The organism is Planotetraspora sp. GP83 (assembly GCF_041262585.1).
Taxonomy (GTDB): Bacteria; Actinomycetota; Actinomycetes; order Streptosporangiales; family Streptosporangiaceae; genus JAOEGB01.
The window spans coordinates 408,537-423,564 of record NZ_JBGCBZ010000002.1; the positions used below are offsets into that span (position 1 = coordinate 408,537).

At 69.7% G+C, this 15,028-nt stretch carries 18 protein-coding genes; 9 read left to right on the top strand and 9 right to left on the bottom strand.

Annotated elements, in window-relative coordinates; translation table 11 throughout:
* The first annotated feature begins 24 nt into the window (after nt 1-24).
* Nucleotides 25-861, top strand: coding sequence for a hypothetical protein (locus ABH927_RS04725; RefSeq protein ID WP_370018350.1), 837 nt, complete (start codon nt 25-27; stop codon nt 859-861).
* Between the two features lie 39 nt (nt 862-900).
* Here ABH927_RS04725 and ABH927_RS04730 read toward each other — a convergent pair whose 3' ends face one another.
* On the bottom strand, nt 901-1,443 hold the full coding sequence (locus tag ABH927_RS04730; protein ID WP_370018352.1) for a hypothetical protein: 543 nt from the start codon (nt 1,441-1,443) through the stop codon (nt 901-903).
* A 152-nt stretch (nt 1,444-1,595) separates the two neighbouring features.
* On the opposite strand from ABH927_RS04730, the gene ABH927_RS04735 reads away from it, so the two are divergent.
* Entirely contained in the window at nt 1,596-1,943 is a 348-nt protein-coding gene (locus tag ABH927_RS04735; protein ID WP_370018353.1) for a hypothetical protein, read from the top strand.
* Here the strand turns inward: ABH927_RS04735 and ABH927_RS04740 are convergent.
* Together ABH927_RS04740 and ABH927_RS04745 are read right to left on the bottom strand one after the other, a co-directional pair.
* Complete coding sequence (locus ABH927_RS04740; RefSeq protein WP_370018355.1) at nt 1,933-2,484, bottom strand: TetR/AcrR family transcriptional regulator; 552 nt, start codon at nt 2,482-2,484, stop codon at nt 1,933-1,935. The genes ABH927_RS04735 and ABH927_RS04740 overlap by 11 nt on opposite strands.
* 132 nt (nt 2,485-2,616) lie before the next feature.
* Nucleotides 2,617-3,696, bottom strand: coding sequence for a CapA family protein (locus tag ABH927_RS04745; RefSeq protein WP_370018357.1), 1,080 nt, complete (start codon nt 3,694-3,696; stop codon nt 2,617-2,619).
* A gap of 70 nt (nt 3,697-3,766) precedes the next feature.
* On the opposite strand from ABH927_RS04745, the gene ABH927_RS04750 reads away from it, so the two are divergent.
* The gene (locus ABH927_RS04750; RefSeq protein WP_370018359.1) at nt 3,767-4,225 is read left to right on the top strand and encodes a Fur family transcriptional regulator; all 459 of its coding nucleotides are present in this window, start codon (nt 3,767-3,769) and stop codon (nt 4,223-4,225) included.
* A 19-nt stretch (nt 4,226-4,244) separates the two neighbouring features.
* Nucleotides 4,245-5,693, top strand: a complete 1,449-nt coding sequence (locus tag ABH927_RS04755) for a catalase (protein ID WP_370018362.1) — start codon at nt 4,245-4,247, stop codon at nt 5,691-5,693.
* Nucleotides 5,694-5,783: 90 nt separating this feature from the next.
* Here the strand turns inward: ABH927_RS04755 and ABH927_RS04760 are convergent, their stop codons facing one another.
* Both ABH927_RS04760 and ABH927_RS04765 read right to left on the bottom strand, forming a co-directional pair.
* Nucleotides 5,784-5,990, bottom strand: a complete 207-nt coding sequence (locus ABH927_RS04760) for a DUF397 domain-containing protein (RefSeq protein WP_370018364.1) — start codon at nt 5,988-5,990, stop codon at nt 5,784-5,786.
* 23 nt (nt 5,991-6,013) lie between these two features.
* Nucleotides 6,014-6,871, bottom strand: a complete 858-nt coding sequence (locus ABH927_RS04765; RefSeq protein ID WP_370018366.1) for a helix-turn-helix domain-containing protein — start codon at nt 6,869-6,871, stop codon at nt 6,014-6,016.
* A 327-nt stretch (nt 6,872-7,198) separates the two neighbouring features.
* Here ABH927_RS04765 and ABH927_RS04770 point away from each other — a divergent pair, with 327 nt between their 5' ends.
* Genes ABH927_RS04770 through ABH927_RS04780 form a run of 3 tightly spaced genes read left to right on the top strand, consistent with a single transcriptional unit; the run spans nt 7,199 to nt 10,482 of the window.
* Nucleotides 7,199-7,354, top strand: coding sequence for a hypothetical protein (locus ABH927_RS04770; protein ID WP_370018368.1), 156 nt, complete (start codon nt 7,199-7,201; stop codon nt 7,352-7,354).
* Nucleotides 7,355-7,373: 19 nt separating this feature from the next.
* Nucleotides 7,374-9,521, top strand: coding sequence for a molybdopterin oxidoreductase family protein (locus tag ABH927_RS04775; RefSeq protein WP_370018370.1), 2,148 nt, complete (start codon nt 7,374-7,376; stop codon nt 9,519-9,521).
* A gap of 52 nt (nt 9,522-9,573) precedes the next feature.
* Entirely contained in the window at nt 9,574-10,482 is a 909-nt protein-coding gene (locus ABH927_RS04780; protein ID WP_370018372.1) for a Rieske 2Fe-2S domain-containing protein, read from the top strand.
* Here the strand turns inward: ABH927_RS04780 and ABH927_RS04785 are convergent.
* From ABH927_RS04785 to ABH927_RS04800, 4 genes are all read right to left on the bottom strand, one after another.
* On the bottom strand, nt 10,461-10,694 hold the full coding sequence (locus tag ABH927_RS04785; protein ID WP_370018373.1) for a hypothetical protein: 234 nt from the start codon (nt 10,692-10,694) through the stop codon (nt 10,461-10,463). The genes ABH927_RS04780 and ABH927_RS04785 overlap by 22 nt on opposite strands.
* A 4-nt stretch (nt 10,695-10,698) precedes the next feature.
* Entirely contained in the window at nt 10,699-11,445 is a 747-nt protein-coding gene (locus ABH927_RS04790; RefSeq protein WP_370018375.1) for a sulfite exporter TauE/SafE family protein, read from the bottom strand.
* 69 nt (nt 11,446-11,514) lie between these two features.
* Nucleotides 11,515-12,444: an SPFH domain-containing protein gene (locus tag ABH927_RS04795; protein WP_370018377.1), complete on the bottom strand. Its 930-nt coding sequence runs from the start codon at nt 12,442-12,444 to the stop codon at nt 11,515-11,517.
* Nucleotides 12,445-12,516: 72 nt separating this feature from the next.
* Nucleotides 12,517-13,305 (bottom strand): ABC transporter ATP-binding protein, encoded by a 789-nt coding sequence (locus ABH927_RS04800; RefSeq protein ID WP_370018379.1) that lies wholly within the window; start codon nt 13,303-13,305, stop codon nt 12,517-12,519.
* A gap of 73 nt (nt 13,306-13,378) precedes the next feature.
* Here ABH927_RS04800 and ABH927_RS04805 point away from each other — a divergent pair, with 73 nt between their 5' ends.
* Nucleotides 13,379-14,110: a hypothetical protein gene (locus ABH927_RS04805; protein WP_370018413.1), complete on the top strand. Its 732-nt coding sequence runs from the start codon at nt 13,379-13,381 to the stop codon at nt 14,108-14,110.
* A gap of 187 nt (nt 14,111-14,297) precedes the next feature.
* Nucleotides 14,298-15,028: hypothetical protein (locus ABH927_RS04810; protein WP_370018381.1), on the top strand; the 731-nt coding region annotated here is incomplete at its 3' end.

Here is a 15,028-nt window from a genome sequence, read left to right on the forward strand (position 1 = left end):
CGGTAAGCAATCAGGGGGACGTGGATGTCCACGACATCACGAAGTATTCGAGGGCGGTACGTCGCACTGGCGGCGGTCACCATCGGCGTCAGCTGGCTCGCGACCGGTCAGGCGATGGCGGGGGCCGCCGCCACCGTGACCACCACCTGCGAGCCGCAGAACAAGAGCGCGGCAGCACTGCACAGCCTCGCCCCGGCGACCGGTGTGCTCAGCATCACCGACGCCGCCGGGGCGGCGGCCGGGCAGGGCGTCCCGGCGCTGCCCGGCAGGCCGGGCGCGGCCCCGCCCGCGGCCAGGCTCATCCCCGCGGCGCAGCCCAAGGCGGCCCCGGCGGCCGTTCCGGCGGGCGTCCCGGCAGCGCCGAAGGGCCCTCTCCCGGCGCCGAAGCTGCCGACGGTGCCGCTCCTCGCGGTCGCTCCCGCACGGCCCAACCTGACCGGCCCGGCATGCGTGCCGGCCGCGCCGGTGGTCACCGAGCCGATCGCGGGACAGCCCCGTCACAAGCACCCGCGCAGGCACCACAAGCCGGCGGACCAGCCGAAGGTCGCGAACGGCGCCAAGCAGCGCACGCAGTCACAGCCCCCCGCCAACGGGGAGGCCTTCGTGCCGCTGCCTCACCATGGCAAACGCCACCACAAGAACCAGGTCCATCAGGGGGGCCGCCACGCTCACCGCCGCCACCACGCTCCGGTGACGTCGGCCGCCCCGGCGGCTCAGGCGACTCCGGCGGCCCCGGCAGCGCCCGCGACCCCGGCCGCCAGCCCGCGGGCAGCGCACCGGGAGGGCCGGGTGCACCCGAAGGCGGCGGCGCCGGTCCCCACGACCGGTGACCTCACCGACATAAGCAAGCTCCTGCCATAACCAGGGGAAGCCGTAAAGGGGGCCGTGGATCAGTCGTGATCACGGCCCCTTTATCGCGTCCAGCAGCGCGTCGAGATCGTCTTCGGGCAGGCCCAGATCGATCCGGATCCGGTAGCGGGTGCGCAGCAGCGCCTCGCGGAGCGCGGTGCCGGGCACGCAGGCGCGGACCCCTTCGGTGGCCCACTCGTGGGCGCCGTCCAGATCGCCGTAGGCCGCCAGCGTCTCCGCGACGGTGAGCGCCGTGGCGGCGTTCCAGCCGTCGGCCCTGACGGCCGCGATGACGTCCCTGGCCTCGTCGGGACGGTCGAGCTCGAACAGCGTGTCGGCGATTCCGGACCGGGGGTCGACCAGCACCTCGCCGCCGTCGTCGAGCGCGCTCTGGAAGCGGTCGAGGGCGGTCGCGGGCTGACCCGCCTGACGCCACTCCTCGGCGGCCAGCACGAGGATCGCCGCCCTCGACACCTCGCCGGACTCGTAGCCCTGAGCCAACGCGTCAAGCTGACGGGCGAGGGCACCGTGGTCATCAAGCAGCAGTGCCTGTTCGAGCAGCCGGTCCAGCTGCTCATGTGTCACATGTGCCACAGAGCCGAGGCTACCGATCCCGGCGTGTCTTTGTGCGGGCATTCGGGAAGCAACGATTAGTACACCTTCGTGTACGAACCGTGTCCCACTACTGCTCACCGGGCATATTGCCCCCGCTGTGCTAATCGGAGCTCGCGGAGGAGCGATAGGCCATGTCAAAGCGGGTGATCTTGACTCTCGCTTCCGCGACGGTGCTGTCCGCCGTGGTCCCCGGCGTCGCCGGCTACGTGACGGCGCAGTTCCAGGCGCTGGACCAGGCGCGCAAGGAGCTCGCCCGGCTCCAGTCCCAGCTCCGCATGGTGGAGTTGACCGTGGAGCCGGCCGCCGCCGTGCCGTGCGGTCCGCCCCGCGCCGCCGGAGACGAAGAGAGAGAGCTCCAGTTCCCCCGGCGTACCCACATCAGGCCCTGGCACAACACGGCGTACGTGCGGGTCATGGCGCCCACCATCTGGACCTCGCTGGAGGTCCCGGCCCGCCGCCTCCCGCCGGCTAAACCCTGAGCTGGCGGGAGAGGTAGCCCCGGACCAGTAGCTTCGCCTCCGTGACGATCTCGGGCGCGCCGTTCGGGTCGTGCCGGAAGGCGAGCTTCAGCACCGCGTCCCCCGCCTCGACGGCGACGAGGATGGCACGGTCCATCTCCTCGCTGTCCGCGAGCCCGAACTCGGCGAGCAGCAGCGCCCGCAGACGTCCGGCGATCACGGTGTTGTTGTCCGCCACCGAGTCGAGGAGGTTGAGGTCCACCACGTCGCCGAAGTGGAGCGAGCGGAAGCCGGGCACGGTGCGGTGCATGTCGACGTACTCGTCGATGATCGCGTCGACCGCGTCCCACCACCCCTCGTAGTCCTCGGTGATGAAGCGGCGACCGACCCTGGCGACGAACAACTCGACGTTTCGCCTGGTCACGGCCTGACTGAGGGCCCGCTTGTCAGGGAAGAACTGATAGACCGAGCCGATCGCCACACCGGCGCGCTCCGCGACGCGGGTGGTCGAGAGGTCCTCGTAGCCCCCCTCGTCCAGCAACGCGGCGCACGCGTCGAGCATCCGCTCCACCCTGCGGGCGCTCCGCCGCTGCGAGGGCCGTCGGCGCAGCGGTGTTGAGTCTTGCACTGGCTGGCTGGACACACGACCATCTTGCCCGCTGAACGCCGCCGAGGTCAGGCCTAACCCATCATTTCATCCCGCCGACAGGCCGGTGCAGCCCCGGAGAGCCCGGTAGTTGGCCAGCGCCTGCTGCCGTGCCGTACCGGTCATGGGGATCGGCACGCCTCCGTTGATCCGGGCGGGAGTCCACTGGTCCTTGAGCACCTCGCGGCCCTCGATCTTCAGCGTGAGCACGCCGGTCGTGCCGGTGTCCGGCCCCCAGTTGTAGAAGGCGAAGTTGCCCAGGCCGTACTGCACGTAGGCCTGCCCGGAGTAGCCGCCGCCGAGCAGGATGTGCGCGTGGCTGCCCACCACCACGTCGGCGCCCGCGTCGACGAGCTTGGCCGCCAGGTCGCGCTGGACGGGCGTGGGGCATTTGACCAGCTCGGTGCCCCAGTGCAGGAACACGATGACCGTGTCGGAGCTCTTGCGGGCCTGCCGTACGGCCTTGATCAGGCGCGGCTCGTTCTTGGCGGAGGCGAGGCCGCCCTTGTCCGCCGTCGCCGTCCAGGACTGGATGAACTGCGAGTCGAGCACCTGGGTCGCGCCGATGACGGACACCCGGTTGCCCTTGACCGTCGCCCTGAACGGGCGGTATGCCTCGGCCTCGTCCTTGCCGATGCCGATCACCGGGAACCTGGCCTGCTTGATCGCGGCCAGGGTGTCCTGGAGGCCGGTCTCCATGTAGTCCATGCCGTGGTTGTTGGCCATGTTGACGACGTCGACCCCGGCGGCCTTGAGCGCCGCGAACGCCGCCGGCGGCGCCCGGAACGTGAACTGCTTGCCGGGGGCGGGTGAGCCGCCCGTCGTGATGGCGGTCTCCAGGTTGAGAACGGTGAGATCGGACCGGCGCAGCACGCTCGCGATCGGCCCGAGCGCCGTGCGCGGATCACTGTTGAGACGGCCGCGCAGCACGCCCTCGAAGTGCACGTCCCCCGCGAAGGAGATCGTGTACGGCCGGCGTTCCGGGGTGGGGGACGGCGTGGCGGTCGCCACGTCCTCCGGCGCCGCGGTGGGGACGCGCTCGCCCTGGGCGGCGGAGCAACCGGCGACGAGGAGGACGGCGAAGGCACAGACCAGGGAGGCACGTCTCACGGCACCTGAGCATGCCATAGATTTCGGCCAAAAACCTGGGACAGTTCCTTTACTTGAATCGTTCAGGTTTGATGCTAGCCTGGGGCACGTGGGAGACGCCATCCGACTTCGCCAGGCAGGCTTGCGGGTGACCGCGGCCCGGCTGGCAATCATGGAGACCGTACGGCAGGGCGAACACCTCGATGTGGACGCCATACACCGCGGTGTCTGTGAACGGGTCGGCCAGGTGTCCCTGCAAGCCGTATATGACTCCTTGAGCGCTCTCCAGCGTGGGGGGCTCCTCCGCCGCATCGAACCGGCGGGAAGCCCCACCCGGTACGAGACACGTGTGGGCGACAACCACCACCATCTCGTCTGCCGGCAATGCGGAAAGGTCACAGACGTCGATTGCGCGGTCGGGCACGCTCCATGCCTTGATCCGGTCTCCGACGCCGGGTTCCTGGTCTACGAGGCGGATGTCATCTACTGGGGACTCTGCCCGGACTGCCGCGTTCTCGCCGATGGACCCGCGCACGCCACAAGCGCACTCCCCCTTCGTGCCCCTTGAACCCCGGAGGACTACTGCTATGACCAGCAGGCCGATCAGCACCACCGACGTCGGCGTTCCCGCCCCCAGCGACGATCACTCGCTGTCCGTCGGTCCCAACGGCCCCCTGTTGCTGCAGGACCACTATGTGATCCAGAAGATGGCGCACTTCAACCGCGAGCGGGTTCCCGAGCGCGTGGTGCACGCCAAGGGCGGCGGCGCCCACGGGCTCCTGCGGATCACCGAGGACGTGAGTCAGTACACCAAGGCCAAGCTGTTCCAGAAGGGCAAGGAGACCCCGCTCTTCCTGCGCTTCTCCTCGGTGGCGGGTGAGCTCGGCAGCCCGGACACGCAGCGCGACCCCCGCGGATTCGCCATCAAGTTCTACACCGAGGACGGCAACTACGACATCGTCGGCAACAACACGCCGATCTTCTTCATCCGCGACCCGCAGAAGTTCTCCGACTTCATCCACAGCCAGAAGCGGCGGGCCGACAACCACCTGCGTGACCACAACATGCAGTGGGACTTCTGGACGCTCCAGCCGGAGTCCGCGCACCAGGTGACGTTCCTGATGACCGACCGCGGCACGCCGGCCTCGTGGCGGCACATGCACGGCTTCGGCTCGCACACGTTCCTCTGGTACAACGCGGCCGGCGAGAAGTTCTGGGTGAAGTACCACTTCAAGACCGACCAGGGCATCAAGAACTTCACCGACGCCGAGGCGGGCGCGATCATCGCCCAGGACGCGGACTACCACATCCGGGACCTTCACACCGCGATCAGGAACGGCGACCACCCGTCCTGGACGGTCAACGTTCAGATCATGCCGTTCGAGGACGCCGCGGACTACCGGTTCAACCCGTTCGACCTGACCAAGGTGTGGCCGCACAGCGACTACCCCGAGATCACAATCGGCAAGTTCACGCTGAACCGGAACCCGGAGAATTACTTCGCCGAGGTCGAGCAGTCCGGCTTCGAGCCCGCGAACCTGGTGCCCGGCATCGGCCCGTCCCCGGACAAGATGCTCCAGGGCCGCCTGTTCTCCTACCCGGACGCCCACCGCTACCGCATCGGCGCGAACTACCAGCAGTTGCCGATCAACGCGGCGAGGACGGCCGTCCACAGCTACAACCGCGACGGCCAGATGCGGTTCAGCAACCCGGGTGACCCGGTCTACGCGCCGAACTCCTTCAACGGGCCGGCCGCCGACCCGTCGCTCTACGAGGGCGAGCACTACCACGTCAGCGGCGAGATCATCCGGTCCGCCTACATCAAGCACCGTGAAGACGACGACTTCGTCCAACCGCGGGCGCTGTGGGAGAACGTGCTGTCGGAGACCGACCGCGAGCACCTGGTGAGCAACATCGTCGGCCACGCCTCGGCTCCCGAGGTCACCACCGACATGAAGAAGCGGGTCGTCGACTACTGGACCAGCGTCCACAAGGACCTCGGCCAGGGCGTCTCGCAGGGCCTCGGTCTCGCCTGACACTCGTCTGGACACTCGCCTGGACCCTCGCCTGACCCTCCCCAAACAGCGTACGGCTTGTGCCTCTGGCACAAGCCGTACGCCTATTTTCTAGAGGTCGAACTCGCCGTCCTTGACGCCGCCGATGAAGGCGTCCCATTCACCCGGAGTGAAGACGAGAACGGGGCCCTCCTGGTTCTTGCTGTCGCGGACGCCGACCTCGCCGCCGGGCAGGACGGCGATCTCGACACACTGACAGTTGTTCGCGCTCCGGCTGCTCTTCCACCAGGCGGCACCGGACAGGTCAGTTGAGTACATGGATGGTTGTCTCTCCCCACCGGCTATCGCCAGCGGTTGATAGTTCTCGCTATACGGTCGCGGGAGGCGTCCACGTCCAGCGCCTTTGTCTCCAGGTAGTCGAAGGCGACCTCGTAGCGGTAGACGATGGTCTCGTCCTCCACGAGGCGTCCGCCCAGGAGTGCCTCGAGATATACGACGTCATGGAAATTTGGCAGCTTGAGGTGGCAGAACGACCCGGTGTTTATCGGATGCTCGGCATCCATGGGGAGGACCCGTAACTGGACGTTGGGAAGTTCCGAGACCTCGACCAGACGTCCGAGTTGTTCGCGCATGACCTCGTCGTCGCCGAATCGGCGAAGCAGCACGGACTCCTCCAGGACGACCGAGAGCGCCAACGGGCTCTCCGCCGTGAGGATGGCCTCCTGGCGGGCCATCCGGACCTCGATCCGGCTCCGGACACCGCCTGGCGCTTCGAGAGTGCTCCGCTGTCCGCTCTCCATCATGGCTCGGACATATGCCTCTGTCTGGAACAGACCCGGCACGACCTGGGGTTCCCAGTCGCGTGCCGCCGTGGCCTCGGCCTCAAGCCCCAGGAAAGTGGTGTATTCCTTGGGCAGCGAGTCCCGGTAGTCCTCCCACCAGCCCTTCCGGGCGGCGTCCCGATGAAGGGACAGCAGCTCTTGGCGCTGATCCGAATCTACCATGTAGATCACGAGCAGCGCCTCGACGTCGGCTCCGCGTGGCGCGGTTCTCGCCGTTTCTATACGGCTTACCTTGGCCGCCGACCAGCCGAGCCGGGACGCGACCTGCTCGCCCGTGAGATCGGCGCGTTCTCTCAACCGCCGGAGCTCCTGCCCGAGCCTTCGCCGGCGGACGGTGGGACTGCCATGGTCCGGCACCCCGCCCGACCCCCTCGCACAAGTAGAACGCCGCCGAGAGGTGCAATTTGCACCGATTCATGCGGCGCACGCCGAAAAGATTGTTGCAAGTTTCCTTTCGTCAAGTATTGCAGGGATATCTGTCCTGGGTCACGATCGGTGAGGGAAGGTTCCCGGAGCACGGGGGGCGCCGATACGCGTACGGCGAAACGCTCCTTGGGAACAGCCGGGCCGAGAGGCTGCCACCTGCCGACCCGGCGAAGACCCACGAGAACTCCATCCGAATAGGAGTCTCTTATGCATCCCCACGGTACCAACTGGTTATTTCTAATCAAGACCCACGTCAGCATGGCGGACAGCGCTCTGTGTGCAGATCAGGACCGGTGGGCGCGTCAGCTCCGGTGGACCGTCAGCCGCACCGGCTTCGGAGCGCGTCTCTACCGCGACCCCCGCTTCGACCTGGTCCGCGAACTGGAAGAAGTCGGACGTCTCTTCAGCGCGTAGCGTCCCAGGGAGGCCGTACATGGAGACCGCGTACCGGACGTGTCCGCTGTGCGAGGCCGTCTGCGGACTGGCGATCACCATTGACGGGCGCGTGACCGACGTGCGCGGCGACCGGGACGATCCCTTCAGCAAGGGCTATGTCTGCCCGAAGGGGGCGACGCTCGGCCGCCTCGACGAGGACCCGGACCGCCTCCAGGCGCCGCTGGTCCGCGGAGACGGCGAGTGGCACACGGTCTCCTGGGCGGAGGCCTTCGCGGCCGTCGAGGAAGGCCTCTCCCGTATTCCCGGCCCCGAGCGGGCCATCTACCTCGGCAACCCGAACGCCCACACCATGGCCGGCGCCCTCTACGGCGCGCCGCTCATTCGCGCGCTCGGCACCCGCAACGTCTTCTCCGCCAGCACCGCCGACCAGATGCCCAAGCACGTGTCCTGCGGGCTCATGTTCGGCCATCCGCTGACGATCCCGGTGCCCGACCTCGACCGCACCGGCTACCTCCTCATGCTGGGGGCCAACCCGTTGGAGTCGAACGGCTCGCTGTGCACGGCGCCCGACTTCCCGGGACGGCTCAAGGCGCTGCGCCGGCGCGGCGGCCGCTTCGTCGTCGTCGACCCGCGCCGCACCCGCACCGCCGCCCTGGCCGACGAGCACGTCTTCATCCGGCCGGGCGCCGACGCCTACCTGCTCGCCGGGATCGTCCACACGCTCTTCGCCGAAGACCTCGTCACCGTCACCGTGCCCGCGAACGGCCTGGCCGAGGTGGCCGAGGCTATCCGGCCCTTCTCCCCCGATGCCTGCGCGAGCGCCTGCGGCGTGCCCGCCGAGGTGATCGTACGGCTCGCGCGGGAGCTGGCCGCGGCTCCCACGGCGGCCGTGTACGCCCGCATCGGCACCTGTACGGCCGAGTTCGGGACGCTGGCCCAGTGGCTGGTCGACGTGATCAACGCCCTCACGGGGAACCTCGACCGGCCCGGCGGCGCGATGTTCCCCCGGCCCGCCACCGAGGCGCCGGCGAACCCATCCCGCCGGCGCAAGCCGTACCGGACCGGGCGCTGGCACAGCCGCGTCCGCGGCCTGCCGGAGGCGAACGGCGAGCTGCCGGTGGCGACCCTCGCCGACGAGATCGAGACTCCGGGGGACGGCCGGGTCAGAGCGCTGATCACGGTCGCGGGCAACCCCGTGCTCTCCACGCCGAACGGGACACGGCTGGACCGGGCGCTCGGCGAGCTCGAGTTCATGGTCAGCGTCGACCCCTACCTGAACGAGACGACCCGCCACGCCGACGTGATCCTGCCGCCGCCGAGGATCCTGCAGTCGGGGCACTACGACTTCGCTCTGCTGGGCTTCGCCGTACGGAACTACGCGCGCTACTCCCCGCCCGTCCTGCCGCTCGACGGGAGGCCGTCGGAGGCCGAGATCCTCGCGCGGCTCGCCATGATCGCCTCCGGCCAGGGCGCGGACGCCGATCCGGCGCTGCTCGACGAGCTGATCCTAGACCAGATGCTCCGCGTCCACGGCGGTCACCCGGCGGAGCTGCGGGCCTCCCTGGAGGGAGCCAACGGCGCGGAGCTGCGGCTGGACGCGATGCTCCGGCTCGGCCCCTACGGCGAGTGGAACGGCGGCGACCTCTCCCTACCCACGCTGCTCCGGCACCCGCACGGGATCGACCTCGGCCCTCTGGAGCCGCGCCTGCCCGGCAACCTCAGCACCGCCTCCGGGCTCGTCGAGCTCGCCCCCGCGCCCCTCCTCGACGATCTCGTACGGCTCCGCGGCGGCCTCGAACGGCGGACGCCCGAGTTCGTGCTCATCGGGCGGCGTCACCTGCGGTCGAACAACAGCTGGCTGCACAACATGGGCTCGCTGGTCGGCGGCAGCAACCGCTGCACGCTGCAGATCAACCCCGCCGACGTCGCCCGGCTGGGGCTGAGCGACAAGGCGCTGGTGCGGTCCGCGGCGGGCGAGCTCGCCGTACCCCTCGAACCCACGGACTCGATCATGCCCGGCGTCGTGAGCCTGCCCCATGGATGGGGCCACGACGGCACGCCACAGGCCGTGGCGGCCAGGAACGCCGGGGTCAACGTGAACGCCCTCACGGACGAGACGGTCGTCGATCCGCTCTCGGGCAACGCGGTCTTCAACGGCGTCCCGGTAATCATCACGCCCGTGTGAAATGTTCGCCGCCGTGGCGCGGGGGTACGTGATCCGTGGTAAGGGGGCGAAAATGGAGAAGACGACCAGGACACGGCGGGCAGGCCGGTTGCCGCGGATTCCGTCGCCGGAGCTGCTCGACGGGCTGGAGCGGACCACCACCCTCGACCGGCCCATAGCCGCCATCTCCAAGACGGTGCGGCGCAAATTAGGGCCCGGCACGCTGCGCGACGTGCTCCACGGAGTGCCCATCGGGCACCCCCTCCATCCCGCGCTGGCGATGGTCAGCGTGGGGTGCTGGATCGCGACATCCGTACTGGACGTGACCAAGGCGGACTCCCGCGCGTCGCGGGCGCTGCTCGCGACCGGGCTGGGCATGGCCCTCCCCACCGCGACCGCCGGGCTGACCGACTGGTCGACGCTGCACCGCGAGCAGCAGCGGGTGGGCTTCGTGCACGCCATGACCAACATCGCCGCGGCCGGGCTGTACACGGGCTCGCTGCTCATGCGGCTGGGCGGGCGGGAGCGGGCCGGGCGGGCGCTGGCCTTCGCCGGCCTCGCGGCGGCGAGCACGGGCGCCTACCTGGGCGGCCACATGGCCTACCGGCAGGCGGCGGGGGCGAACCACGCCGAGCAGGTCAGCCACCTGGTGCCGCTCGGCTGGCACGACCTGTGCGCGCTCAAGGACCTGCCCAACGGGCGTCCGGTCAGGCTGCGGCTGGGCTACATCGAGCTGTTCGTGCTCCGCCTCGGCGACGGGGTGAGCGTGCTGGCGGACGGCTGCTCGCACCTCGCCGGGCCCCTCCATCAGGGCCGCATCACCGTCGAGGACGGCGAACCCTGCGTCGTGTGCCCGTGGCACGGCAGCGTCTTCCGCATCGCGGACGGCGCGGTGGTGCACGGCCCGGCGACCTCCCGGCAACCGGCGTTCCAGACGCGGTTACGACACGACGGCGTCGTTCAGGTCCGCCCGGCGGAGTGATCGTCCGCGGGATGCTCGACCAGTGCGAGGATCCGGCTGGACATGAAGCGTGCCGTACGGACCGGCGTGCCGGTCCTGGTCACCTCGCTGACCTCGATGATGCCCCTGCCGGTGGTGATCTCGACGCGACGCCCGGCCTTCGTCGCGACCACTTCGTAGGTGCGCGGGGTGCCGCCCGCGTCGATGACGATCTCCACTCGGTCGCCCTTCACACTCTTACGATAAGAGCTTCACTATCGCGACGACACCGACGCAGACGATGAATCCACGCAAAAGGGGGGCGGGGAGCCTGCGGCCCACCCGCGCGCCGATGAACCCTCCCGCCGCCGACCCGAGCGCCACCAGCAGCGCGACCCACCAGTCGACGTGCGCGATCAGCACGAAGAGCACAGCGGCGGTCGTGTTGACCAGCAGCGACAGCAGGTTCTTGGCCGCGTTGACGCGCTGTAGCTCCTCCTCCAGGAAGATGCCGAGCAGCCCGATGAGGACGATGCCCTGAGCGGCGCCGAAGTAGCCGCCGTAGACCCCCGCCGCGAGGACCCCCAGCCACAGCCACGGCCCGCCGTGCGGGTGTGTCCGCCGCCCGGCGAGCCAGCCGTTCAGCTTCGGCTGGACGATGACGAGGACGCAGGCCAGCGCGATGAGGACCGGCACGATGACCTGGAACGCCTTCGCCGGAAGCTGGAGGAGCAGCACGCCGCCGAGCACCGACCCGAGGACGGAGGCGAGACCGAGCCGGATCAGCCGCTCCCGCTGGCCTTTGAGCTCGGCGCGGTAGCCGAGGACGCCGGTGAGGCCGCCCGGCACCAGCCCCACGTTGTTGGAGACGTTCGCGACGATCGGCGGGAACCCGAGGGCCAGCAGAGTCGGGAACGTGATGAGCGACCCCGACCCGACCACGGCGTTGATGCCCCCGGCCCCCACACCGGCCGCGAAAACGGCGGCCGCCTCCAACGGCGTCACGATCGCTGCCCCCCTCGTACGGTTAACGCCCGATCGTAGGCGGCGGACCGTACGTCACAGGAGGCGGGATCAGGCGGACGGGCGGGTGACGTCCGGTTCCTTGGGCGGGGAGAAGAGGCCGCCGAGGTTCTCCAGGGCCTTGCCCATCTCGGATGGCACGATCCAGAGCTTGTTCGCGTCGCCCTTGGCGATCTCGGGCAGGGCCTGGAGGTAGAGGTAGGCGAGGAGCCGCTGGTCGGGCCTGCCCTCATGGATCGCGCGGAACACCATCGCGATCGCGTCGGCCTGGCCCTTGGCCCGCATGGCCTGGGCCTCCGCGTCGGCCTGCGCGCCCAGGACCACGGCCTCCGCCTCGCCCCTGGCCTTGAGCACGGCCGCCTCCCGCTGGCCCTGCGCGGTCAGGATGGCCGCCTGCTTCTGGCCCTCGGCGGTCAGGATGGCGGCGCGCTTGTCGCGGTCCGCCCGCATCTGCTTCTCCATCGAGTCCTGGATGGAGGCCGGCGGGTCGATCGCCTTGAGCTCGACCCGGTTGACCCGGATGCCCCACTTGCCGGTGGCGTCGTCGAGCACGCCGCGCAGCTCCGTGTTGATCTCCTCACGGGAGGTCAGCGTGCGCTCCAGGTCCATGCCGCCGACCACGTTGCGCAGCGTCGTCACCGTGAGCTGCTCGACGGCGGTGATGAAGCTGGCGATCTCATACGTCGCGGCCTTGGGGTCGGTGACCTGGAAGTAGATCACCGTGTCGATCGAGACCACCAGGTTGTCCGAGGTGATCACCGGTTGCGGCGGGAAGGTGACGACCTGCTCGCGGAGGTCGACCTCGACCTTGATCCGATCGATGAACGGGACAACGATGTTGAGGCCCGCGTTCAGCGTGCGGTGGTAGCGGCCGAAGCGCTCGACGATGCGCGCGGTCGCCTGCGGCACGATACGGATCGTCCGGGCGAGGGCGAATCCCGCGACTGCCACGACGACCACGGCGGCGATGAGCTGACCCATCCGGCTCTCCAGTCTGTAAGCCTGACTGGAGGATATTTGGTTTTCTCTTTACGCGCCGATTAAGTGCGCATGTCAGAACGGCCTGGCGTACCAGCGGCCCTCCGCGCTGCGGTCGAGTGCCAGCGGCACTCCGAAGGTCTTGGAGAGGTTGTCCGTGTTCATCACCGAGTCGATGGGGCCCTGGGCCACCGCGGAGCCGTGGCGCAGCAGCATCACGTGCGTGAACCCGGCCGGGATCTCCTCGACGTGATGGGTGACCAGCACCATCGTCGGCGCCTTCGGGTCCCGCGCCAGCGCGCCGAGACGGCGGACGAGGTCCTCGCGGCCCGCCACGTCGAGCCCCGCCGCGGGCTCGTCGAGCAGCAGCAACTCGGGGTCCGGCATCAGCGCCCTCGCGATCTGCACGCGCTTGCGCTCCCCCTCCGACAGGGTGGAGAAGCGCCGCCGGATCAGGTGGGCGCAGCCGAGCTGGTCGATCAGCTCGACCGCCCGGGTCACGTCATGGGAGTCGTACTCCTCCGTCCACCGCCCGAGAATCGCGTAGGACGCCGTGAGGACGAGGTCGATGACCTTCTCGTCCGGCGGCACCCGCTCAGCCAGCGCGGAGCTCGCCAGCCCGATCCTGGGCCGCAGCTCGAAGACGTCGGTCTGGCCGAGCCGCTCGCCGAGGATCTCCACCGAGCCCTCGGTCGGGAAGAGCAGCGCGCCCGCCACCTGCAACAGCGTGGTCTTGCCCGCGCCGTTGGGACCGATGACGACCCAGCGCTCGTCCTCCCGGACGCTCCAGTCGATCCCGCGCAGGAGCGCGGCGCCGTCCCTGCGGACGGCCACGTCCTGGAACTCGAGCACCTGACCGCCCATGGATGGTCCCCCTCCCGTTGTTTCGCTAGATAAAACTATGTCAGTCCGAGCGCATATCGTGGATCGGGTGCGCATCGATTCACCGATCTCCGCCACCCTCGTCTCCTGGGGCAACGCCTGGCTGACCGGGCACGTGGGCCTGGACGAAGCCGTGGACCGCGTCGAGCGCGTGGCGGGCCCCCAGGTGGTGGAGGCAGGCGACCCCGCGGCCGAGACCACGCTCCGCGCCTTCCTGGTGGACCAGCGGATCGAGGGGCTCAGCTCGTTCCGGCTGGCTCTGCCGATCCCCGGCGACCCCCTCGGGCTGACGGGACCTCCCGCCTTCAACGGCGCGGCCATCGACGCCGGTCAGGCCGCGATAGCCGTACTGCCGGGAAGATGCGCCGGGCTGGTGCCCGCCCCCGACAGGCGGGGTTCCTCCTATTCGGGCATCCGCTGGACGGCGACCGAGGCGTCGGCCACCGTTCCGGACCTTCCCTCGCTGGCCGAGGCGGAGCATATGCTGACGGCCGCCATACGGTCCGCCACCGAGGCGCTCCTCGCGGTCGACGGGCCGGCCCAGGGCTTCCCTTCGCTCGACGACACCGAGGACACCCTCGCCCCGGGCTATCCCGGCCGTGCCCACAGGGTCGGGGCCCTCGCCGCCCGTCTCTCCCTCGCGCTGCGACTCGCCGACGAGCGCGGCCTGACGTCCGGGCAGCTCGCGACCCGCAGCGAGGCGCTGCGCGAGCTGGACCGTGCCGTACGGCGGGCCCGCGTGGCCGCCCACCACGCCATCGTCGAGTCCGGCCAGCCGCAGATCTAAGACGCCTGTGGTCTGCCATCGCGGTAGGGCCCTGGGCTTGTCCCCGTGCGCTGATTGATGTGGCGCTCCAACTAATTCGTGTGGGGGGGCGGTGGTTGGTGCCGTTATTGCGGGATATCGGGGATTCGAGTCGTTCGCATGTTCGAGTTGGCTGTCGGATGCTTGACGTGGCCGGAGGAGGTGAAGGGTGATCCAGCAGACGGCAGACCGCCAGGACGACGAGGTCTGTGGCGGGCGGCGTGAGGAGTTGGAGTGGTGGTGGGTCGATCCCTCCTCTGTGCCGCCGCTCGATGAGGTGGAGGACCTGTCGGACGACAGCGTCTTCACGGGTGACGAGCCTCTGGATGACGAGCCCCTGCATGAGGAGTCGCTGTACGGCGGGTCCCAGGGCGAGGGGTTGGGGGAGACGTGGGCGTGGTTTGCCGGGATGGCGCCGGGTGGGCGTGCGGCGTCGGGGGTGGCGTGGGCGTTCGGCCGGTTGGGGCGCCTGCCGGATGCGCATGTGCTGGATGCGGTGGCGGCGGCGCGGCGGATCGCCTCCTGGGCGCAGGGCGTGGAGATGATGGCGGCGGTGGAGCTGTTCGAGCGGCCCGCGGTGCGGGAGGACGGCACGCCGCTACCCGCCACGTTGGCGGCGGTGCACCGCGACGGTGTGCTGGAGGAGATCGCGGCCAAGCTGCGGGTGACCTCGGGCACGGCCGCCTACCTGGTGGCTCAGGGCGGCACCCTGCGCCGGCGGTTTCCGCGGGTGCTGGCGTTGCTGCTGTTGGGGCGGCTGGACATTGCGAAGGTCAACGCGTTCGTCAACGGGTGCGCGTTCGTGTGCGATGAGCATGCCGCCCTGGTTGAGGATCGGCTCATCGATGGGGCGGAGAACCTGACCTCGGGGCAGTTGCGGTCGAAGATCGCCAAGCTGGT

Excerpts from the sequence above, each read along its gene's own strand:
- ABH927_RS04755 (WP_370018362.1), top strand. The coding sequence starts at position 4,245 with ATGACCAGCAGGCCGATCAGCACCACCGACGTCGGCGTTCCCGCCCCC.
- ABH927_RS04780 (WP_370018372.1), top strand. The coding sequence starts at position 9,574 with ATGGAGAAGACGACCAGGACACGGCGGGCAGGCCGGTTGCCGCGGATT.
- ABH927_RS04740 (WP_370018355.1), bottom strand. The coding sequence starts at position 2,484 with ATGCTCGACGCGTGCGCCGCGTTGCTGGACGAGGGGGGCTACGAGGAC.
- ABH927_RS04770 (WP_370018368.1), top strand. The coding sequence starts at position 7,199 with ATGGCGGACAGCGCTCTGTGTGCAGATCAGGACCGGTGGGCGCGTCAG.
- ABH927_RS04745 (WP_370018357.1), bottom strand. The coding sequence starts at position 3,696 with ATGGCATGCTCAGGTGCCGTGAGACGTGCCTCCCTGGTCTGTGCCTTC.
- ABH927_RS04760 (WP_370018364.1), bottom strand. The coding sequence starts at position 5,990 with ATGTACTCAACTGACCTGTCCGGTGCCGCCTGGTGGAAGAGCAGCCGG.
- ABH927_RS04735 (WP_370018353.1), top strand. The coding sequence starts at position 1,596 with ATGTCAAAGCGGGTGATCTTGACTCTCGCTTCCGCGACGGTGCTGTCC.
- ABH927_RS04725 (WP_370018350.1), top strand. The coding sequence starts at position 25 with ATGTCCACGACATCACGAAGTATTCGAGGGCGGTACGTCGCACTGGCG.
- ABH927_RS04775 (WP_370018370.1), top strand. The coding sequence starts at position 7,374 with ATGGAGACCGCGTACCGGACGTGTCCGCTGTGCGAGGCCGTCTGCGGA.
- ABH927_RS04795 (WP_370018377.1), bottom strand. The coding sequence starts at position 12,444 with ATGGGTCAGCTCATCGCCGCCGTGGTCGTCGTGGCAGTCGCGGGATTC.
- ABH927_RS04800 (WP_370018379.1), bottom strand. The coding sequence starts at position 13,305 with ATGGGCGGTCAGGTGCTCGAGTTCCAGGACGTGGCCGTCCGCAGGGAC.